Here is a 20,287-nt window from a genome sequence, read left to right as displayed (position 1 = left end):
GGTGCGCGGGCCTTATTGTGGGTGCGATGGCAGAGCGGCAAGGCCGCAAAAGAAGGTTCAGGCGGTGGTGACGACCGACAGGTGCTCATGGCAGGCCAGCCAGCGTTCGCCGTGGCGGCGGAACACGATGGTCTCGCGTTCGGCCAGCTGGTGTTCGTCACCGGCGATACGGATATGCGTGGCCACATCGTGCATGAAGATCGCCACGTCGCCTTGCAGGCTCACCTGGGCATTGCCCGATTCACACGCCAGCACGGCGAAGCCTTCGGCCTGCCACTGGGCCCAGAGGCCTTCATAGGCGCGGCGCGACAACAGCGGCTGGGCCAAGGTGTGGAAGAGGAAGGTGGCGTCTTCGCTGAAGCAGGCGAAGTAGCGAGCGGTGTCGTTGCTGGCAAAGGCATCGACGAGGTCGGCGGCGGCCTGCCGTACCTGGAGTGTCTGGTCCACGGGAGTGGCCTCACGGTTTTTGTGATTGTGGTGAGCGATTCTGGTGGCGGTGGGCGAGGGGAAAAATCGCTGGGGGCAAATAATCAGTTCAGGAAATTGTGAAGTGAGCGGTGGGGGCTCGCCTTGGCTGTTTTGGCGCCTATGAGATCGAGCGCCGCGTGGGCGGCGCTCGATCTCAAGAACGGACCCGACTGACGGTTACCGCAGTCGCTCATCCTTGCCTACGCTGATACTCCCAATCCGCTGATGCAAGGAGCTCCACCATGGCCTTCCAATACACGCGTCTGGACAAGAACAACGTCGCAGTCCTGCTGGTCGATCACCAGACCGGCCTGCTTTCGCTGGTACGGGATATCGACCCGGACCGTTTCAAGAACAACGTTCTGGCCCTGTCGGACCTGGCCAAGTACTTCAAGCTGCCGACCATCCTCACCACCAGCTTCGAAACCGGCCCCAATGGCCCGCTGGTCCCCGAGCTCAAAGAGCAGTTCCCCGACGCCCCCTACATTGCCCGCCCCGGCAACATCAACGCCTGGGACAACGAAGACTTCGTCAAGGCCGTCAAGGCCACGGGCAAGAAGCAACTGCTGATCGCTGGTGTGGTGACCGAAGTGTGCGTGGCGTTCCCGGCACTGTCGGCCCTTGAGGAGGGCTTCGAGGTCTTCGTCGTCACCGACGCCTCTGGCACCTTCAACGAGTTGACCCGCGATTCGGCATGGCGCCGCATGGAGGCCGCCGGGGCGCAACTGATGACCTGGTTCGGTGTCGCCTGCGAGCTGCACCGCGACTGGCGCAACGACGTTGAAGGGCTGGGGACGTTGTTCGCCAACCACATTCCCGACTACCGTAACCTGATGACTAGTTACAACAAGCTGGCCAAATAACCCGGCCATTGTCCGCCCTCTCCAAAGGGGGGCGGTGCTGTGGTAGCAAGCGAAGCGGCAAACCCCCGTGGATCGACCATACTGAACCTTCATTCGCCGCCGGGAGCTACCCATGTCGAAGTCAGCCAGGAAGAAGACCCCACAGGCACAGCCGGAAAAGTTGGGCGGCAAGGCCTACGAGAAGGCACTCAAGCAACTTCACGTCGAGTTGGTGAAGCTGCAGGAATGGGTCGTGGCCAAGGGCCTGAAGGTGTGCATCGTCTTTGAAGGCCGGGACGGCGCGGGCAAGGGTGGGACCATCAAGGCCCTCACCGAGCGTGTCAGCCCGCGAGTGTTCCGTGTGGTGGCGCTGCCGGCACCTACCGAGCGGGAAAAGTCGCAGATGTACGTGCAACGCTACCTGGGCCATCTGCCCGCTGCGGGCGAAGTGGTGATCTTCGACCGCAGTTGGTACAACCGCGCCGGCGTCGAGCGGGTGATGGGCTTTTGCAGCGATGAGCAAGCCGACAAGTTCCTCATGGTGGTGCCGCTGTTCGAGAAGATGATGGTCGAGTCGGGGATCATCCTGATCAAGTACTGGCTGGAAGTGAGCGCCGAAGAGCAGACCCGCCGCCTGCAGGACCGCATCAGCGATGGGCGCAAGCTGTGGAAGCTGTCACCCATGGACCTGAAGTCGTATAGCCGCTGGGATGATTACACCAAGGCGCGCGACGCGATGTTCGCCGCCTCGGATTCCTCCTGGGCACCCTGGTTCATGGCCCATTCCAACGACAAGCGGCGGGCGCGGCTGAACATCATCAGCCACCTGCTCACTCGCATTCCCTACAAGGACATCACCCGCGACCAGGTCGTGAAGTTGCCCAAGCGCGGCAAGGTCGGCAAGTACAAGGCGGTGGCCTACCCGTTCAAGGTGGTCGAAGAACGCTTCTGACCCCCTCCTTGCGGGGAGCCTAAAGGATGAAATCCTATGCCACATGACGGCAGCCTGCTGCAGGCGACGGTGGTGTTCCTGCTGGCCGTGGTGCTTCTGGTGCCACTGGCGCAACGTTTGAAACTGGGGGCAGTGCCTGGCTATCTGCTGGCCGGCATCCTGATCGGCCCCTCGGTGCTCGGCTTGCTGGGCAACCCGGACAACGTCGCCCGCCTGTCGGAGATGGGCGTGGTGATGCTGCTGTTCGTGATCGGCCTTGAGCTCTCGCCCCGCCGCCTGTGGACCATGCGCCGCGCCCTGTTCGGCATCGGCTCGCTGCAGGTCGGGCTGACCGCCGCCGCACTTGGCCTGCTCGCCTATGGGGTATTTGGCCAGTCGAAGCCGGCGGCCATTGTGCTGGGGCTGGGGCTTGCGCTGTCATCAACGGCGTTCGGCTTGCAGGTGCTCGCCGAGCGCAAGGACCTGGGCAAGCCCCACGGCCGCCTGGCTGTGGCGATTCTGCTGTTCCAGGACATCGCCGCCATCCCCCTGATTGCCGTGGTGCCCTTGCTTGGCGGTGATGTCAGCCATGCAGATGAAGGCAACTGGCCGCTGCTGGCTGTGGCGCTCGGCATCGGTGTGATCATTATCGGCGGCCGCTACTTGATGACCCCGATTTTCAAATGGACAGTCGGCTCCGGGTTGCCGGAGCTGTCCACGGCTACTGCTTTGCTGGTGGTGTTGGGCACCGCCTGGGTGATGGAGCATGTAGGCATATCGATGGCCCTTGGCGCATTCCTGGCCGGCGTATTGATGGCCGAGTCGCCGTTTCGCCACGAACTGGAAACCCAGATCGAGCCGCTCAAAGGGTTGCTGCTCGGGCTGTTCTTTGTCGGCGTGGGCATGAGCGCAGACTTGCGCCTGTTGTTCGGCATGCCCTTGGCCGTGCTTGGGCTCACGCTGCTGCTGGTGGGCATCAAGCTGCCACTGTTGGTTGCCCTGGGTCGCACGGCCGGCGGGTTGAACCGTGCTCAGGCGCTGTGCCTGGGCGTGGTGCTGGCGTCGGGCGGCGAGTTTGCTTTCGTGGTGTTCAAACTGGCGCGTGAGCACCAGGTATTGGAGCAGCAGGTTCACGACCTGCTGGTGCTGGCCATCACCTTGTCGATGGCCGTGGTACCGCTGGTGATGATGGGCCTGACACGGCAGTTGAGCAACGCTGAGGCGTCCCCGCCTGAGCGTCAAACCGACCACTGAACTGCACCCGTTGGCAAAATGAATGTGCGGAGGTGAAGCATGCAGCCGAGTTTCAAGCTGGACAGTGCCCTGTCGCGGGGCCTGCTCGATGTATTGATCAAGGCAGGCCTGGTGGCTGCCCTGGTGATCTTCGCCTTCCAGGTGTTTCAGCCCTTTCTGGAATTGATGCTGTGGGCGGTGATCCTGGCGGTGACCCTGTACCCGCTGCACCAGCGCATCAAACGCGGCACGGGGCTCAAGGACGGCTATGCGGCAACGCTGGTGGTGCTTTTGGTGCTGGTGGTGTTGCTGGTGCCAATCTACCTGGTGGTGGTGTCGATCAGCGAGTCGGTGGAAGGCTTGGTGACACTGCTCAAAAGCGGTGCCTGGAGCGTGCCGACGCCTTCGGAGTCGGTGGCCACCTGGCCGCTGATCGGGCCGCGCGTGTATGCCTTGTGGCTGGCGGCTTCCGAGAGCCTGAGCGGGGTGCTCAACAGTGTGATGCCGCAGCTCAAGGATGCCGGGCGTGTGTTGTTGGGCGCCGCTGCCAGTGCCGGGGGGGCATTCTTGATGTTCATCGCGGCGATCATCATCTCGGGGGTGATCATGGCCTTCGGCGAGCGCGGCGAAGTGGCGGCGCAGCGCATTGCCATTCGGGTTTCCGGTGAGTCGCGCGGCAAGCCCATTGCAAGGCTGTGCACCGCCACCATTCGCGCCGTCGCCCAGGGTGTGATCGGCATCGCCTTCATCCAGATGCTGCTGATAGGCGTAGGTTTTGTGGTCAAGGGTGTGCCGGGCGCGGGGATCCTGGCAATCGCCATCCTTATGCTGGGCATCGCCCAGGCGCCGGCTACGCTGATCACGCTACCGGTCATCGCCTATGTATTCCATGCCGAAGGCTTCACCGTCGCGACCATCGTGTTTGCCATCTACACGTTCGTCGCCGGCCTTGCCGACAACGTGCTCAAGCCGCTGTTGCTGGGGCGCGGCGTGGATGTGCCGATGCCGGTGGTGCTGATCGGTGCGCTGGGCGGCATGGTGGTCAAAGGCATCATTGGCCTGTTCATCGGCCCGGTGATTCTGGGCGTGACCTATGTGCTGTTCTGGCAGTGGGTGGCGTTGCAGGTGCCGGAAGACCCTGTCGAACCGTCGGCTTGAGCCGGGGCCTGGCATGCCCGGACCTCGCTGGCGCCGCGCACTGGGCCTGGTGGCTTTGCTGGCAGGCTGTACGCAGGTCGGTCCGGACTACCCGCCGGCGCAATCGCCCTGGCTGGACACCTGGAGCACCCCGCTGCTGGAGCAGGCCAGCCGTAGCGCTGCGGCGCCGGATTTTCGCCAGTGGTGGGCGGTGTTCGCCGACCCGACACTGGATGCCCTGATCGCCCAAGCTGATGCGCACAACACCAACCTGCGCGTGGCTGGGCTGCGCGTCGCTGAGGCACGTGCGCAACTGGCCATCGTGCAGACCGGGCGTTATCCACAACTGCAGCAGTTGCGCGCGCAAAGCCTCTACCTCAAGCAGGACCAGTCCGGTACCGCCAACGCCCGTGATTCGGTGTTCTGGCAGTCCAGCGTGGGCTTCGACATTGGTTGGGAGATCGACTTCTGGGGGCGCTTCAGCCGTGCCATCGAGGCGGCCGATGCCCTGTACTTTGCCTCCGAGGCCAACTACGCCGATGCCATGCTGTTGTTGCGTGCACAGGTGGCCGACACCTATTTTGCCTTGCGTACCGCCGAGGCGCGCCTGGCCATTGCCGAGGAAAACGCCAAGCGCCAGGCGCGCAGCCTGGAGATCACCGAGCGGTTGTTCCGCCATGGCGAGCATGATGAGCTCGACTGGCAGCAGGCACGCACCCAGTACCTGGCGACGCAGGCGACCATCCCCGAGTTCGAAAACCAGCTCAATGCCTTGCGCAACGTGTTGTGTTCGCTGCTTGGGCGGCCACCGGGGCCGCTGCCGGAGTTGCAACCTCGTTACGGGCAGTTACCACTGCCAGACCGGGCACTGTTGCAAGACGTTCCCGCCCGTTTGTTGCTGCGACGCCCGGACATCCGTGCCGCCGAGCAGGCCGTCGCGGCGCAGTCGGCGCTGGTGGGCGTGGCCGAAGCGGACCTTTATCCACAGCTGAGCCTGCTGGGCAGCATCGGCTGGAGCTTCGTGACGGCCAGCCACCTGCCCGACAGTTTCGACCTCGCCGCCGGCCCAGGCCTGATCTGGAACCCGTTCGACTATGGCCGGCGCAAGAACGCTGTGCGTGTGGAGGATGCCCGCTTGCAGCAACTGATCGAGCTTTATCAGCAGGGCGTGCGCGAAGCCGCCCGCGAGGCCGACGATGCAGCCAGCGGCCTGGTGCGCTCGTTGCAGAGCGCGGGTATTCGCGACCAGGCCTCGCAAGCCGCGCAGCGCTCGCTGAGCCTGGCCACCTCGCAATACCGCGAAGGCTTTGCCGACTTCCAGCGGGTGCTCGATGCCCAGCAACTGCTGCTGCAGCAACAAGACGGTTACCTGGTCAGCCGCGGCAATGCCGTCAGCAGCGTGGTGACCTTGTACAAGGCCCTGGGCGGCGGTTGGCAGCCAGGCCGTGCAGCGGTCGACCCGGCTACGCGTCGACAGATGCAGCAACGCACCGATTGGGGAGACCTGCTGGACGCGCCACCCCCTACCGCACAGCAACCCGGTGAACCGAAATGAGCGACGCCCCGCAAACACCGCCCCCGCAAGCGCCTGATCGTGGCATGCGCTGGGTATTGCTGCTGATTGCCATAAGCCTGCTCTGGTACCTGCTGGCAGACCGTTTCACGCCTTACACCCAGCAGGCCCGCCTGCAAGCCTACGTGGTGCCGGTGAGCGCCGAGGTAGCCGGCCCGGTGAAGCGCGTGGCCGTGGGCAACAACCAGGAGGTACGCCAAGGCGCGGTGCTGTTCGAGCTGGACCCGGCGCAATACCGCATTGCCCTGGCTCGCGCCGAGGCCGACCTGGATACCGTGCGCAGGCAGATCGGCGCCAACACCGCCGGCATCGATTCGGCCAAGGCGGCGTTGCTGGCGGCCCAGGCCAACGAGCGCAAGGCGCGCCAGGATGCCGAGCGGCTCAAGCGACTGATCGAGGAAGACCCAGGCACGGTGTCGGTGCGCCGCCTGGAAGGGGCCCAGGCCACGCTCGACCAAGCCATCAGCCAGGTGGCGGCGGCCCGTGCCGAAGTCGAGCGGGCACGTGAACAGCAGGGCGGTTCACAGGCAGACAACGCCCAGTTGCGCAGCGCTGCGGCGAATGTTGAAAAGGCCCGCCTGGATCTGGCCCGCACCGTGGTGCGCGCCGATGCCAACGGTTTGATCACTGACCTGCGCACAGACGTTGGCCATTATGTGGCGGCCGGCAGCCCGATGATGACCCTGATCGCGATCCATGACGTGTGGATCAGCGCCGACATGACCGAAAACAACCTCGGCCGCCTGCGCTCCGGCACAGCGGTGCTGGTGGTGCTCGATGCGCTGCCGGGGGTGGTGCTGAAGGGGCGCATACGCAGCATTGGGTATGGCGTCAGCGTGGGGCAGGGCAGCCCGCCGGGTACCCTGCCGAGCGTGCAGAACAGCCGCGAGTGGCTGCGCTCGGCGCAGCGTTTTCCGGTGATCGTCGAGCTGGACCGTGACCAGCTGGAGGACAAGACCGGGTTGCGGGTCGGCGGCCAGGCCGAAGTCATGGCGCTGCCCAGCGAAGGCAACCCGCTGAACGTGCTGGGCCGCGTGTTCATGTGGCTGATGAGCTGGCTGTCGTATGCCTATTGAGTGGCGGCGCCTGCGGGCGCTACGCCTGGCCTGGGGCGTGGCGCTGTGCCTGGCGGTCAGCTTCGGCATCGGCCTGCCCGTGCCGATCCTGGCCCCGGTGTTTGCGGTGCTGCTGTTAGCCACCCGCAGCCAGCCGCTGCCGTTGCGCGCGGCACCGGCGTTGGCGGTGCTGGTGCTGCTCAGTTGTGGCAGCGGCTTGTTGCTGATTCCACTGCTGCGCCATGCCCCGGTGAGTGGGGTGCTGTTGGTCGGCGTTGGGGTGTTTCTGGTGCTGCGTTACGCGCTCAAGGGCGGCAATGGCCTGGTGGCGAATTTGCTGGTGATCGGCCTGACCATGATCGCCGCAGCCGGCACCCATGATTTCACCTTGGCGCTGTCGGTGGTCGAGGCGTTAGCCAAAGGCATGCTGTTGGCGGCGCTGGGCACGGCGCTGGCGCATGTACTGTTTCCCGAACCTGTCGATGCCCCCGCGCAACCGTCCCCGCCACCGCTCCCCAGCGCGCGTGCCAGTTGGGTTGCGCTGCGTGCCACGCTGATCGTCATGCCGGCGTTCTTGCTGGCGCTGATTGCCCCGGATGCATTCATGCCGCTGATCATGAAGTCGGTGAGCCTGGGCCAGCAGGCCGGCGAAACCCATGCCCGCAATGCCAGCCGAGAGCTGATTGGTTCGACCCTGCTAGCCGGGCTGCTGGCGATCCTGCTGTGGAGTGCCTTGAGCCTGTTCGTGCACCTGTGGATGTTTTTTCTGTGGGTGTTGCTGTTCACCCTCTGGCAGGCCCGGCGGCTCTACCGGGCGGTGGCGACGCGGCACGGCCCTGCTTACTGGGTCAGTTGCCTGACCACGATGCTGATTCTGCTGGGGCAGTCGGTGCAGGACAGCGCGGCAGGGCAGGACGTGTACCGGGCCTTTGCGGTGCGCATGGCGCTGTTCTTGGCTGTCTCGGTGTATGCCAGCGTCTTGCTGATCTGGATCGACAGGCGCAGGGCGCGGCAGTGGGCGCACTGAGGGGGATAGGGGCGAACGGGACAACAGAAACACAAAAGCCCCCATACGGAGGCTTTTGTTGACAGGCAAACGCTGAGCGTCAGACGTTGAAGCGGAAGTGCATCACATCGCCGTCTTTGACGATGTAGTCCTTACCTTCCAAACGCCACTTGCCGGCTTCCTTGGCGCCACTTTCACCCTTGAACTGGATGAAGTCGTCATACGCCACTACTTCAGCGCGGATGAAGCCTTTTTCGAAGTCGGTGTGGATCACGCCAGCAGCCTGTGGCGCGGTGGCGCCAATGCGGACGGTCCAGGCGCGTACTTCCTGCACGCCGGCAGTGAAATAGGTCTGCAGGTTAAGCAGCTCGTAACCGGCGCGGATCACGCGGTTCAGGCCAGGCTCTTCCAGGCCCAGGGCCTCGAGGAACATGTCCTTCTCTTCACCGTCGTCCAGCTCGGCGATTTCGGCTTCGATCTTGTTGCACACCGGTACCACGACCGCGCCTTCTTCCTCGGCGATGGCCTTGACCACGTCCAGGTGCGGGTTGTTGTCGAAGCCGTCTTCAGCGACGTTGGCGATGTACATCACCGGCTTGCTGGTCAGCAGGTGGAAGCCACGGATGACGGCCTTTTCGTCGTCAGCCATGTGCTTCATCAGGCTGCGTGCAGGCTTGCCTTCAGTGAAGTGCGGGATCAGCTTTTCCAGGATGGCCTTTTGCGCCAGGGCTTCCTTGTCGCCACCCTTGGCATTGCGGGCAACCTTCTGCAGTTGCTTCTCGCAGCTGTCGAGGTCGGCGAAGATCAGTTCGAGGTCGATGATCTCGATGTCACGCTTGGGGTCGACGCTGTTGGAAACGTGGATCACGTTCTCGTCTTCGAAGCAGCGCACCACGTGGGCGATGGCGTCGGTCTCGCGGATGTTGGCGAGGAACTTGTTGCCCAGGCCTTCACCTTTCGACGCGCCTGCCACCAGGCCGGCGATGTCGACGAATTCCATGGTGGTCGGCAGGATGCGGTTAGGCTTGACGATCTCTGCCAGGGCAGCCAGACGCGCGTCGGGCATCGGCACGATGCCGCTGTTCGGCTCGATGGTGCAGAAAGGGAAGTTCTCCGCCGCGATGCCGGACTTGGTCAAGGCGTTGAACAGGGTGGACTTGCCGACGTTGGGCAGGCCGACGATGCCGCAATTGAAACCCATGGGTATTCCCTCTCTAGGAAATCAGGCCTTCTGGCTGTGCAGCTCGCGCATCGCCTTGGCGAAATCGCCAGCGAGGACATCTGGCAGCACGCCGAGGGCAAAATCGATGCTGGCGTCGAGCTTCTCCTGCTCGGCGCGCGGCGCGCGGCCCAGGACGAAGTTGGAGACCAGTTTGGCGTCACCCGGGTGGCCGATGCCAAGCCGCAGGCGGTGGAAGTCGTTCTGGTTGCCGAGCTGCGCGATGATGTCGCGCAGGCCGTTGTGCCCGCCATGGCCGCCGCCGCGTTTAAGCTTGGCGACGCCCGGAGGCAGGTCGAGTTCGTCATGCGCCACCAGAATCGCTTCCGGCTTGATGCGGAAGAAATTGGCCAAGGCCGCCACGGACTGGCCGCTACGGTTCATGTAGGTGGTGGGGATGAGCAGACGAACGTCGTTGCCCTGATGGCTGAATTTAGCCGTCAGGCCGAAATACTTGCGGTCAGCGGTCAGCGAGACGCGCTGGGCGCTGGCAATGCGTTCAACGAAAAGAGCCCCTGCGTTATGCCGGGTCTGTTCGTATTCGGGGCCGGGGTTACCCAGGCCAACGATCAACTGGATGGCGGTCACGTCAGGGGCTCTTCCTTGGAGTTGGTGGGTTACAGCGCGCGCGGCACTGTAACCCGATCAACACCGGCGTGCGAGTGGATTACTCGGCAGCGCCTTCTGCTTCTGGAGCAACGCGTGGCGCGTGAACGTTGGCAACAGCCTTGTCATCACCGTGGGCCAGAGCGACGAACTCTACGCCTTTCGGAGCTTTCAGGTCCGACAGGTGGATGATGGTGCCGACTTCAGCGTTAGCCAGGTCAACTTCGATGAACTCAGGCAGGTCTTTGGCTTCGCAGGAAACTTCGATCTCGGAAACAACGTGGGAGATCTCGCCGCCTTTCTTGATCGGCGCTTCTTCGCCGATGAAGTGAACCGGAACCTTGGCAGTCAGCTTCTGGCCAGCAACGACGCGAACGAAGTCAGCGTGCATGATGAATTGCTTGGCTGGGTGACGCTGCATGGCCTTGACGATGACGTTTTGCTTGGCGCCGTCAACGTTCAGCTCGATCACGTGGCTGTAGGCAGCTTCGTTTTCGAACAGCTTGGCGATTTCCTTCGACACGATGGTCAGGGATTGCGCTTCTTTATCGCCACCGTAGACAACGGCAGGGATGCTCAGCGAGTGACGCAGGCGGCGGCTCGCACCTTTCCCCAGGTCAGTACGCACTTTGGCGTTCAGCGTGAAATCAGTCATTTTGTTTCTCCAAAATAGCCTCCCGAGGGCGTTTGCGACCAGCGCCAACGGGAATGGCAAAAAAGCCCCGCCCCAACAAATGCTGGGGCGGGGCGCTTCACATCAACACGTGTTCCGCTTAGCGGAACATCGCGCTGATCGATTCTTCGTTGCTGATGCGGCGTACCGCTTCAGCGACAACCGGTGCGATATCCAGCTGGCGGATACGGTCACAGGCTTGAGCAGCGGCGGACAGCGGAACGGTGTTGGTCACCACCAGCTCGTCCAGTACCGACTTCTCGATGTTCTCGATCGCGCGGCCCGACAGGACAGGGTGCGTGCAATAGGCGTAAACCTTGGCAGCGCCGTGTTCTTTCAGGGCTTTGGCCGCGTGGCACAGGGTGCCGGCGGTGTCGACCATGTCGTCTACCAGGATGCAAGTGCGCCCTTCGACGTCGCCGATGATGTGCATCACCTCGGAGTGGTTAGCCTTCTCGCGGCGTTTGTCGATGATACCCAGATCGACACCCAGGGACTTGGCGACGGCACGTGCGCGCACGACACCACCGATGTCCGGGGAGACGATCATCAGGTTCTCGAAACGCTGGTCTTCGATATCGTCGACCAATACGGGCGAGCCGTAGATGTTGTCGACTGGGATATCGAAGAAACCCTGGATCTGGTCAGCGTGCAGGTCGACGGTGAGTACACGGTCGATACCCACGACAGTGAGCATGTCAGCGACAACTTTGGCGCTGATGGCTACACGTGCCGAACGCGGACGGCGGTCCTGGCGGGCGTATCCGAAGTAAGGAATCACGGCGGTGATTCGGGATGCTGAGGAGCGGCGGAAGGCGTCGGCCATCACTACCAGTTCCATCAGGTTATCGTTGGTCGGGGCACAGGTCGGCTGAATAATGAAGACGTCTTTACCGCGGACATTTTCATTGATCTCAGTGCTGATCTCGCCGTCGGAGAATTTACCGACAGAGACGTCACCGAGAGGGATATGCAGCTGACGTACGACACGCCGAGCCAGATCGGGGTTAGCGTTCCCCGTAAAGACCATCATCTTGGACACGCGCAGTACCTGAAGGCTGAGGGTATACCTGGATGAGTATAGGAAAATGGCAGGGGCGGCTGGATTCGAACCAACGCATGGCAGGATCAAAACCTGCTGCCTTACCGCTTGGCGACGCCCCTGTATCTGTTGCTGCGAGCGCTAGGCACTCGACTTCTTGACCAGACTTTGCAGCTTGCGATGCAACATCGAAACATTGCTTCCTTTCGCCACAAACCCTGTTTGGGTCGCTGAAAGAAGGGCCAGAACTTTATCAGCTTCGGCTTTGCTTGGGAAGGCCCCAAACACACAACTTCCAGTGCCGGTTAATCGAGCTTCAGTGAATTTGCCCAGTGAATTCAACGCATTGCGAACTTCTGGGTAACTCTGCTCTACCACCGGTTGGCAGTCATTTCGACTGTTTCCCTCGGGAACGGGGCGCATCTTAAGGGGGAGGGAATCACGTGTCAACTGCGGATGTGAAAAAATTTCTACAGTACTGACAGACACTTGCGGCACCAGCACGACATACCAGGGCTCGATCGGGTCGACCGGGGTCAGTTGCTCGCCCACACCCTGGGCGAACGCCGCGTGGCCGCGCACGAACACCGGCACGTCGGCACCGAGGGTCAGGCCCAGGCCGGCCAGGCGATCTTCATCCCAGTCCAGCTGCCACAAGTGCGCCAGCGCCAGCAGCGTGGTCGCGGCGTCCGAGCTGCCGCCGCCGATGCCACCGCCCATGGGCAAGACCTTGGTCAGCCAGATGTCGGCGCCAAGGCGGGTGCCGGATTGTTCCTGCAATTTGCGCGCGGCACGCACGATCAGGTTGCTGTCGTGGGGCACCGCCTCGATTTCGGTGTGCAGGCGGATCACGCCGTCTTCACGCAGGGCGAAGCTCAGCTCGTCGCCATGGTCGAGAAACTGGAAGACGGTTTCCAGCTCGTGGTAACCGTCCGGGCGGCGGCCGATGATGTGCAGCCACAGGTTGAGCTTGGCCGGGGCGGGCAGGGTAAGGGTGGTCATCGATCAGTGCCCCAGCTGGCGCGGCTGCCAGTCCTTGACCACCAACGTCACGTCGAGGTCCTTGCCGTGCAGTTTCAGGCGCTCGGGCAACCAGTAGCCGTTCTGCTCGGTATAGCTCAGGTACTGCACCTGCCAGCCATCCTGTTGCAGGCTGGCCAGGCGGCTGTCGCCGTCCAGGGTCAGCTGGCTCTTGCTGTCGGGCGCGGGCAGGCCGCGTACCCACCAGACCAGGTGCGAAACCGGCAGTTGCCAGCCCAGTTGTTCTTCCAGCAGTGCTTCCGGGCTGGTGGCTTCGTAGCGGCCCTGGTTGGCCACTTCTAGCACCACGCCGCCGGGGCGGCCGGTCAGGCGGGCAGCGCCACGGCCCAATGGCCCGGCCAGGCGGATGTCGTAGTAGTCCTGGCGCTGCAACCAGAACAGCGTGCCGCTGCCGGAATCGCGCGGGGCGCGGATGCCGACCTTGCCGCTGATCTGCCAGCCGTCGAGGGTGCTGAGTTGCGCTTTGTGCTGGCGCCACTGCTGCGGGTCGCCATGGCCCTGCAGGGCTTCACGGCTACCGAAGCCGGCACAGCCCGCGAGCAGGGCAATCAGGGTGAAGGTGATGCAATGGCGCAGGAACATGGCGTTAAAGGGTCTCTGATCCGGTCAGGCGCAGTACGGTCTTGCGCAGGATGGGGCTGTCGGGCTGGGCTTCGAAGGCCTTGGCCCAGACCTGGCGGGCTTCGCGGCGCTTGCCGTTGGCCCACAGGACTTCGCCCAGGTGCGCAGCCACTTCGTGGTCGGGGAAGCGCTCCAGGGCCTGGCGCAGGTAGCCTTCGGCTTCGTCCAGGTTGCCCTGGCGGTAGGCGACCCAGCCTAGGCTGTCGAGCACCGCCGGGTCATCCGGGGTGAGCTGGTGGGCCTTGTCGATCAGCGCCTTGGCCTCGGCGTAGCGGGTGGTGCGGTCGGCCAGGGTGTAGCCCAGGGCGTTCAGGGCCATGGCGTTTTCCGGCTCGCGGTCGATGATGGCGCGCAGGTCTTTCTCCATCTGCGGCAGGTCATCACGCTTTTCGGCCAGCATGGCGCGGGTATACAGCAGGTTGAGGTCGTCCGGGTAACGCTGGATGCCTTGTTGCAGCACCTGGTTGGCCTGGGCGTCCTTGTTGTTGTTGCTGTAGCTTTCCGATTCGATCAGGTACAGCTGGATGGCGTAGTCCGGCTGGGCCTCGCGGGCTTCGGCGAGCAGGCGCGAAGCCTCGGTGCCGCGGCCGTTGGCAATCAGGATGTCGGCCTGGCGCAGCTGCGCCGGCAGGTAGTCGGGGCCGGTGCCGACCAGGGCGTATTCGCGCAAGGCGCCTTCGGGGTCGTGGCGCTCCTCGCGGATACGGCCCAGGTTCAGGTGGGCGGCGTCGACGTTGCTGTCGCGTTCGACCAGCTCCTGCAGGTAGCCCTCGGCTTCATCCCAGTCTTTGTTTTCCAGGCATACCAGTGCCAGCGAGTAGCGCAGCTCGTCATCCTCGGGGTACTGCTGGACCAGGCTGATGAACTCCCCCTTGGCATCGGCGATGCGGTCCTGCTCGACCAGGGTACGGGCGTAGGTCAGGCGCAGGCGTTTGTCATCCGGGTTGTCGCGGATCGCGCCACGCAGCAGGGGCAGCGCCTCTTTGCCGCGGTCGAGCGCTTGCAGCAGGCGGGCACGCAGCAGAATCGGGGCGATCTCGCCATTTTGCGGCGGGTGCTCCTCGAGCAGTTCGAGCGCTTCTTCGGCCTTGCCGTCCTGGTTCAGCAGGAGCGCTTTGCCGAACACCAGTTGGCTGTTTTCCGGGTACTTGACCAGCAGGCGTTCGAAGCTCTGCAGCAAGCCGTCGCGGGTGCTCTGGTCGGTCTCGGCGGCCGACAGGGCGAGGAAGTCGAAATGGGTATCGCCCTGGCCTTGCAGGACTTTTTCCATGTAGACCATAGCATCGTCGTAGCGACCGGCGCGGGCCAGCTGGATGGCGGCGGCGCGCTGGGCGTCGAGGTTGTCCGGGTCGTTGCGGGCCCAGATCAAGGCGTTTTCCAGGGCCGGCTCGTCGGCGCCGAGGTACTCGGCGATGCGGTAGGCGCGTTCGGAAACGCCAGGGTCCTGGGTTTTTTCGGCCTGGTCGGCGTAGTTGGCCAGGGCGATGTCGAAGCGGTTGCGCTGGCCGGCCAGCTCCGCCACCAACAGGCTATATAGGGTGTCTTGCTTGAACGAACCGTACACCACGGGTTTTTCGGCCTCGCCCTTGCCGGCCTCGGCAACGGGTGGCTCGGCTTTTTGCGGGGCCAGGCTCTGGCAACCCTGGAGCAGGGCGAAGGCAAGCAGCAGTGCGTAGTGTCTGTTCATAGAAAGGCTTAAAAGGACTCACCGGCGGTCGGAGCATGATGACACAAGCGCGGGGGCAAACCCACCTGCGAAGCATTTGCTTAACTGCGACCATGGCAGGGGCGCCCAGGTTCCGCCACCTGTGTGGGGGGGCCTGTTGGGGGCGGCCTTGGGTTGCGAAAGGGGCGCGTAGCGGCCCCAGGTTTTCAGGTTTGTCAGAGATATTGCCGGGGCCGCTGCGCAGCCCTTTCGCGACGCAAGGCCGCTCCTACACGACAATAGCGAACGGTGGTTGTTCTAAAACCTGCGAAAGAGGACAATTATCGGCTTCTCGTCACAACCAGCGACCTTGCATGGCCTTTCTTGCACTTGGTATCAACCATAAGACTGCCTCGGTAGACGTACGCGAGCGCGTGGCGTTTACCCCAGAGCAGCTGGTGGACGCCCTGCAACAGCTCTGCCGACTGACCGCCAGCCGTGAAGCGGCGATCCTGTCGACCTGCAACCGTAGCGAGCTTTATATAGAGCAGGACCACCTGTCTGCCGAGGCCGTACTGCTGTGGCTGGCCGATTACCACCGGCTGAGCCTGGATGAACTGCGCGCCAGCGCCTACATCCATGAAGAGCACGATGCGGTGCGGCACATGATGCGCGTGGCCTCTGGCCTCGATTCGCTGGTGCTCGGCGAGCCGCAGATCCTCGGCCAGATGAAGTCCGCCTACGCCGTGGCGCGTGAGGCCGGTACCGTTGGCCCACTGCTCGGGCGCCTGTTCCAGGCCACCTTCAGTGCCGCCAAACAGGTGCGCACCGACACCGCGATCGGCGAAAACCCGGTTTCGGTGGCGTTCGCCGCGGTGAGCCTGGCGCGGCAGATCTTCAGTGACCTGGGCCGCAGCCAGGCCCTGCTGATCGGGGCCGGCGAGACCATCACCCTGGTCGCCCGCCACCTGCATGAGCAAGGTGTGCGCCGGATCGTGGTGGCCAACCGTACCCTGGAGCGTGCCAGCACGCTGGCCGAGCAGTTCGGCGCACATGCCGTGCTGCTGGCCGACATCCCCCAGGAACTGGCCAACAGTGACATCGTCATCAGCTCCACCGCCAGCCAGTTGCCGATCCTTGGCAAGGGCGCGGTCGAGAGCGCGCTGAAACAACGCCGGCACAAGCCGATTTTCATGGTCGACATCGCCGTGCCGCGTGATATCGAACCCGAAGTGGGCGAGCTCGACGACGTCTACCTGTATACCGTCGATGACCTGCACGACGTAGTCGCAGAAAACCTCAAGAGCCGCCAGGGTGCGGCCCAGGCTGCCGAAGAGCTGGTGTCGGTGGGCGCCGAAGACTTCATGGTGCGCCTGCGCGAACTGGCTGCGGTGGACGTGCTCAAGGCCTACCGCCAGCAAAGCGAGCGCCTGCGCGATGAAGAGCTGCAAAAAGCCCAGCGCCTGCTGGCCAACGGCGGCAACCCCGAGGACGTGCTGGCCCAACTGGCCCGGGGCCTGACCAACAAACTTCTGCATGCGCCCAGCGTGCAGTTGAAAAAGCTCTCGGCCGAGGGCCGCCTCGATGCGCTGGCCATGGCCCAGGAACTCTTTGCCCTCAACGAGGGCTCGACGGACAAATCCCTGCAATGAAAGCGTCGCTGCTGAACAAACTGGATATTCTCCAGGACCGCTTCGAAGAACTGACCGCACTGCTCGGTGACGCTGAGGTCATCAGCGACCAGACGCGTTTCCGTGCTTATTCCCGCGAATACGCCGAGGTCGAGCCGGTTCACACGGCCTATCAGGCATGGCGCAAAGTCCAGGACGACCTTGAAGGTGCCCAGGCGCTGCTCAAGGACAGCGATCCGGATATGCGCGAAATGGCCGTGGAGGAAGTGCGCGAAGCCAAGGAGCAACTGCTGGCGATGGAGGCGCAGCTGCAACGCATGCTGCTGCCCAAGGACCCCAACGACGGGCGTAACGTGTTTCTCGAAATCCGCGCTGGCACCGGTGGTGACGAGGCGGCGATCTTCTCGGGTGACCTGTTCCGCATGTATTCGCGCTACGCCGAAAAGCGTGGCTGGCGTCTGGAGATTTTGTCCGAGAACGAAGGCGAACACGGCGGCTACAAGGAAATCATCGCCCGCGTCGAAGGCGAAAACGTTTACGGCAAGCTCAAGTTCGAGTCTGGTGCGCACCGTGTGCAACGGGTGCCCGAGACCGAGTCGCAGGGGCGCATCCACACCTCCGCTTGTACCGTGGCCGTGCTGCCCGAGCCCGATGAGCAGGCGGTGATCGAGATCAACCCGGCCGACTTGCGCGTGGACACCTACCGCGCTTCCGGGGCCGGTGGCCAGCACATCAACAAGACCGACTCGGCGGTTCGCATTACTCACTTGCCCACCGGTATCGTGGTCGAGTGCCAGGAAGAACGCTCGCAGCACAAGAACCGTGCCCGTGCCATGTCCTGGCTGTCGGCCAAGCTCAACGACATGCAGACCAGCGCCGCGCAGAATGCCATCGCCAGTGAGCGCAAGCTGCTGGTGGGCTCCGGTGACCGCTCCGAGCGTATCCGCACCTACAATTATCCACAGGGCCGGGTAACCGATCACCGCATCAACCTGACCTTGTATTCGCTGGACGACATCCTTGCCGGTGGCGTCGACGCCGTGATCGAACCGCTGTTGGCCGAGTACCAGGCCGATCAACTGGCCGCCCTGGGGGACTGATGACCATCATCGCCAGCTTGCTGCGCAATGCGCAGTTGCCCGAATCGCCCACCGAGCGGCTGGACGCCGAACTGTTGTTGGCTGCGGCCATCGGCAAGTCGCGCAGCTACCTGCATACCTGGCCCGAGCGCATCGTCAGCAGCGAAGCGGCCGACACTTATGCCGGTTACCTGCAGCGCCGCCGCAGCGGTGAGCCGGTGGCGTATATCCTTGGGCAGCAGGGGTTTTGGAAGATCGACCTGGAAGTGGCACCGCATACGCTGATCCCGCGCCCGGACACCGAGCTGCTGGTCGAGACCGCCCTGGAGCTTCAGCCTGCGACACCTGCCAAGGTGCTCGACCTGGGCACCGGCACCGGGGCCATTGCCTTGGCCCTGGCCGGCGACCGCCCGGCCTGGCAGGTGATGGCGGTGGACCGTGTCGAGGAGGCCGCCGCGCTGGCCGAGCGCAACCGCCAGCGCCTGGGGCTGGGCAATGTGCAGGTGCACGTCAGCCACTGGTTTGACCAGCTCGGCGATGAGCGTTTCGACCTGATTGTCAGCAACCCCCCCTACATTGCCAGCGAAGACCCCCACCTGGCCGCTGGCGATGTGCGTTTCGAACCCAGCAGCGCACTGGTGGCAGGTGCCGATGGCCTGGACGACCTGCGCGTGATCATTGCCCAGGCGCCGCAGCATTTGCTGCCAGGCGGCTGGTTGCTGTTGGAGCATGGTTATGATCAAGCAGCGGCGGTGCGCGCCTTGCTGACTGAACAAGGCTTTGCCGAGGTTGCCAGCCGCATCGACCTGGGCAGCCATGAACGCATTACCCTGGGGCGCCTGCCATGCTGAGTGATCAGGAACTGTTGCGCTACAGCCGGCAAGTGCTGCTGGCGCAGATCGATATCGACGGCCAGTTGCGCCTCAAGCAGAGCAAGGCGCTGATCGTCGGCCTCGGTGGGCTGGGCTCACCTGTGGCGCTGTACCTGGCTGCGGCGGGGGTGGGCGAGTTGCACCTGGCAGATTTCGACACCGTCGACCTGACCAATCTGCAACGCCAGGTGATGCACGACAGCGACAGCGTCGGCATGAGCAAGGTGGACTCGGCGCTGCAGCGCCTGGGGGCGATCAACCCGGAGATCAGCCTGGTCGCTCACCGCCAGGCGCTGGACGAAGATTCGCTGGCCGCAGCGGTGGCTGCGGTCGACCTGGTGCTGGACTGCTCCGACAACTTTTCCACGCGCGAGGCGGTCAATGCCGCCTGCGTCGCTGCTGGCAAGCCGTTGGTCAGTGGGGCGGCGATCCGCCTCGAGGGCCAGCTTTCGGTGTTCGACCCACGGCGTGACTACAGCCCGTGTTACCACTGCCTGTATGGCCATGGCAGCGAGGATGAACTGACCTGCAGCGAAGCCGGCGTGATCGGCCCGCTGGTGGGGCTGGTAGGTAGCCTGCAGGCGCTGGAAGCCATGAAGCTGCTGGCTGGGTTCGGCGAGCCACTGGTGGGCCGCCTGCTGCTGATTGATGCCCTCGGCACGCGCATACGTGAACTGCGGGTCAAGCGCGACCCGGCCTGCGCTGTCTGCGGCAAGCGCGATGGCTGAGCGTTCGGCGCCGATTGGCGTGATGGATTCGGGGGTCGGCGGTTTGTCGGTGCTTGCCGAGATCCAGCGCCTGCTGCCCAACGAAACCCTGCTGTATGTGGCCGATTGCGGTCACGTGCCCTACGGTGAGAAGTCGGCGGACTACATCCGCCAGCGCTGCCGACGCATTGCCGAGTTCTTCCAGCAGCAAGGCGCCAAGGCCATGGTCCTGGCCTGCAATACCGCCACGGTGGCGGCGGTTGCCGACCTGCGTGAGCTGTACCCGGTCTGGCCGCTGGTGGGTATGGAGCCTGCGGTAAAGCCTGCAGCCGCCGCCACCCGCTCCGGTGTGGTCGGGGTGCTGGCCACTACCGGGACTTTGCAGAGCGCCAAGTTCGCGGCATTGCTCGACCGCTTCGCCAGCGATGTACGGGTGGTCACCCAGCCTTGCCCAGGGCTGGTAGAGCTGATTGAAACCGGCGACCTGGGCAGCCCCGCGTTGCGCCAGTTGCTGCTCGGGTTTGTGCAGCCACTGCTGGATGCCGGCTGCGATACGCTGATTCTTGGCTGCACCCATTACCCATTCCTGCGCCCCTTGCTGGCCGACATGGTCCCGGCAGACGTGGCCATCATTGATACCGGCGCCGCCGTGGCACGCCAGCTGCAACGGCTGTTGCACGCCAACGACCTGCTGGCCGAGGGCCCGGCGCTGGATACCCGCTTCTGGACCAGTGCCGACCCGCAAACTCTGAGAAAAATCCTACCGTTGCTGTGGCATAAGTCCGACAGTGTGCAAAGCTTTGCGTTGTGAAAAAAACGTCAAAAGCAGCTGAACTATCGTACCACTGCCGATTTCTACCGATTTGCCTGGCAAGAGGCGAACACTAACAACAGCATCAGGAAGAA

Annotated in this window: 20 protein-coding genes and 1 tRNA gene; 12 read left to right on the top strand and 9 right to left on the bottom strand. The window is 63.7% G+C overall.

Annotated elements, in window-relative coordinates; genetic code table 11:
- Positions 1 to 57 precede the first annotated feature (57 nt).
- Positions 58 to 447: a nuclear transport factor 2 family protein gene (locus HU766_RS21030; protein ID WP_186660286.1), complete on the bottom strand. Its 390-nt coding sequence runs from the start codon at positions 445 to 447 to the stop codon at positions 58 to 60.
- A 263-nt stretch (positions 448 to 710) separates the two neighbouring features.
- On the opposite strand from HU766_RS21030, the gene ycaC reads away from it, so the two are divergent.
- From ycaC to HU766_RS20995, 7 genes are all read left to right on the top strand, one after another.
- Positions 711 to 1,331 (top strand): isochorismate family cysteine hydrolase YcaC, encoded by a 621-nt coding sequence (gene ycaC / locus HU766_RS21025; RefSeq protein ID WP_033701343.1) that lies wholly within the window; start codon positions 711 to 713, stop codon positions 1,329 to 1,331.
- A 112-nt stretch (positions 1,332 to 1,443) separates the two neighbouring features.
- A complete protein-coding gene (gene ppk2, locus HU766_RS21020; protein WP_033701341.1) occupies positions 1,444 to 2,262 on the top strand; it encodes a polyphosphate kinase 2 in 819 nt (272 codons plus the stop codon).
- A gap of 36 nt (positions 2,263 to 2,298) precedes the next feature.
- On the top strand, positions 2,299 to 3,495 hold the full coding sequence (locus HU766_RS21015; RefSeq protein WP_186660283.1) for a monovalent cation:proton antiporter-2 (CPA2) family protein: 1,197 nt from the start codon (positions 2,299 to 2,301) through the stop codon (positions 3,493 to 3,495).
- A 39-nt stretch (positions 3,496 to 3,534) separates the two neighbouring features.
- Positions 3,535 to 4,632 (top strand): AI-2E family transporter, encoded by a 1,098-nt coding sequence (locus HU766_RS21010; protein WP_186660281.1) that lies wholly within the window; start codon positions 3,535 to 3,537, stop codon positions 4,630 to 4,632.
- Positions 4,633 to 4,645: 13 nt separating this feature from the next.
- Positions 4,646 to 6,166 carry a TolC family protein gene (locus HU766_RS21005; protein ID WP_186660279.1) on the top strand — a complete coding sequence of 507 codons (1,521 nt, stop codon included), beginning with the start codon at positions 4,646 to 4,648 and terminating at the stop codon, positions 6,164 to 6,166.
- Complete coding sequence (locus tag HU766_RS21000; protein ID WP_186660277.1) at positions 6,163 to 7,260, top strand: HlyD family secretion protein; 1,098 nt, start codon at positions 6,163 to 6,165, stop codon at positions 7,258 to 7,260. Before HU766_RS21005 ends, HU766_RS21000 begins: the two co-directional genes overlap by 4 nt.
- Complete coding sequence (locus HU766_RS20995) at positions 7,250 to 8,266, top strand: DUF2955 domain-containing protein (RefSeq protein ID WP_047582777.1); 1,017 nt, start codon at positions 7,250 to 7,252, stop codon at positions 8,264 to 8,266. The genes HU766_RS21000 and HU766_RS20995 overlap by 11 nt, the downstream gene beginning before the upstream one ends.
- 79 nt (positions 8,267 to 8,345) lie before the next feature.
- On the opposite strand, the gene ychF is transcribed toward HU766_RS20995, so the two are convergent.
- From ychF to HU766_RS20955, 8 genes are all read right to left on the bottom strand, one after another.
- Positions 8,346 to 9,446: a redox-regulated ATPase YchF gene (ychF, locus tag HU766_RS20990; protein WP_033701333.1), complete on the bottom strand. Its 1,101-nt coding sequence runs from the start codon at positions 9,444 to 9,446 to the stop codon at positions 8,346 to 8,348.
- 21 nt (positions 9,447 to 9,467) lie between these two features.
- Positions 9,468 to 10,052 carry an aminoacyl-tRNA hydrolase gene (pth, locus tag HU766_RS20985; protein WP_008099045.1) on the bottom strand — a complete coding sequence of 195 codons (585 nt, stop codon included), beginning with the start codon at positions 10,050 to 10,052 and terminating at the stop codon, positions 9,468 to 9,470.
- 79 nt (positions 10,053 to 10,131) lie between these two features.
- Positions 10,132 to 10,725: a 50S ribosomal protein L25/general stress protein Ctc gene (locus HU766_RS20980; protein WP_033701332.1), complete on the bottom strand. Its 594-nt coding sequence runs from the start codon at positions 10,723 to 10,725 to the stop codon at positions 10,132 to 10,134.
- Positions 10,726 to 10,843: 118 nt separating this feature from the next.
- Positions 10,844 to 11,785 carry a ribose-phosphate pyrophosphokinase gene (locus HU766_RS20975; RefSeq protein WP_003247410.1) on the bottom strand — a complete coding sequence of 314 codons (942 nt, stop codon included), beginning with the start codon at positions 11,783 to 11,785 and terminating at the stop codon, positions 10,844 to 10,846.
- A gap of 47 nt (positions 11,786 to 11,832) precedes the next feature.
- Positions 11,833 to 11,907 (bottom strand) — tRNA-Gln (locus HU766_RS20970).
- Positions 11,908 to 11,926: 19 nt separating this feature from the next.
- On the bottom strand, positions 11,927 to 12,787 hold the full coding sequence (gene ispE, locus HU766_RS20965) for a 4-(cytidine 5'-diphospho)-2-C-methyl-D-erythritol kinase (protein ID WP_033701331.1): 861 nt from the start codon (positions 12,785 to 12,787) through the stop codon (positions 11,927 to 11,929).
- A 3-nt stretch (positions 12,788 to 12,790) separates the two neighbouring features.
- Positions 12,791 to 13,408, bottom strand: a complete 618-nt coding sequence (gene lolB / locus HU766_RS20960; protein ID WP_033701330.1) for a lipoprotein insertase outer membrane protein LolB — start codon at positions 13,406 to 13,408, stop codon at positions 12,791 to 12,793.
- Positions 13,409 to 13,412: 4 nt separating this feature from the next.
- Positions 13,413 to 15,134 carry a tetratricopeptide repeat protein gene (locus HU766_RS20955; RefSeq protein WP_156310538.1) on the bottom strand — a complete coding sequence of 574 codons (1,722 nt, stop codon included), beginning with the start codon at positions 15,132 to 15,134 and terminating at the stop codon, positions 13,413 to 13,415.
- 332 nt (positions 15,135 to 15,466) lie between these two features.
- Between HU766_RS20955 and hemA the strand changes: the two genes are divergently transcribed.
- Genes hemA through murI form a run of 5 tightly spaced genes read left to right on the top strand, consistent with a single transcriptional unit; the run spans position 15,467 to position 20,192 of the window.
- A complete protein-coding gene (gene hemA, locus HU766_RS20950) occupies positions 15,467 to 16,744 on the top strand; it encodes a glutamyl-tRNA reductase (RefSeq protein WP_033701328.1) in 1,278 nt (425 codons plus the stop codon).
- Positions 16,741 to 17,823, top strand: coding sequence for a peptide chain release factor 1 (gene prfA / locus HU766_RS20945; protein ID WP_186660275.1), 1,083 nt, complete (start codon positions 16,741 to 16,743; stop codon positions 17,821 to 17,823). The genes hemA and prfA overlap by 4 nt, the downstream gene beginning before the upstream one ends.
- Positions 17,823 to 18,653 carry a peptide chain release factor N(5)-glutamine methyltransferase gene (gene prmC / locus HU766_RS20940; RefSeq protein ID WP_186660273.1) on the top strand — a complete coding sequence of 277 codons (831 nt, stop codon included), beginning with the start codon at positions 17,823 to 17,825 and terminating at the stop codon, positions 18,651 to 18,653. The genes prfA and prmC overlap by 1 nt, the downstream gene beginning before the upstream one ends.
- Positions 18,647 to 19,402: a molybdopterin-synthase adenylyltransferase MoeB gene (locus HU766_RS20935; RefSeq protein ID WP_033701323.1), complete on the top strand. Its 756-nt coding sequence runs from the start codon at positions 18,647 to 18,649 to the stop codon at positions 19,400 to 19,402. Before prmC ends, HU766_RS20935 begins: the two co-directional genes overlap by 7 nt.
- On the top strand, positions 19,395 to 20,192 hold the full coding sequence (murI, locus tag HU766_RS20930) for a glutamate racemase (RefSeq protein WP_186660271.1): 798 nt from the start codon (positions 19,395 to 19,397) through the stop codon (positions 20,190 to 20,192). The genes HU766_RS20935 and murI overlap by 8 nt, the downstream gene beginning before the upstream one ends.
- Positions 20,193 to 20,287: the final 95 nt, after the last annotated feature.

The sequence above is a fragment of the Pseudomonas sp. SWRI77 genome, assembly GCF_014269105.1.
Taxonomy (GTDB): domain Bacteria; phylum Pseudomonadota; class Gammaproteobacteria; order Pseudomonadales; family Pseudomonadaceae; genus Aquipseudomonas; species Aquipseudomonas capeferrum.
This window is presented reverse-complemented; position numbering and strand designations above follow the sequence as displayed.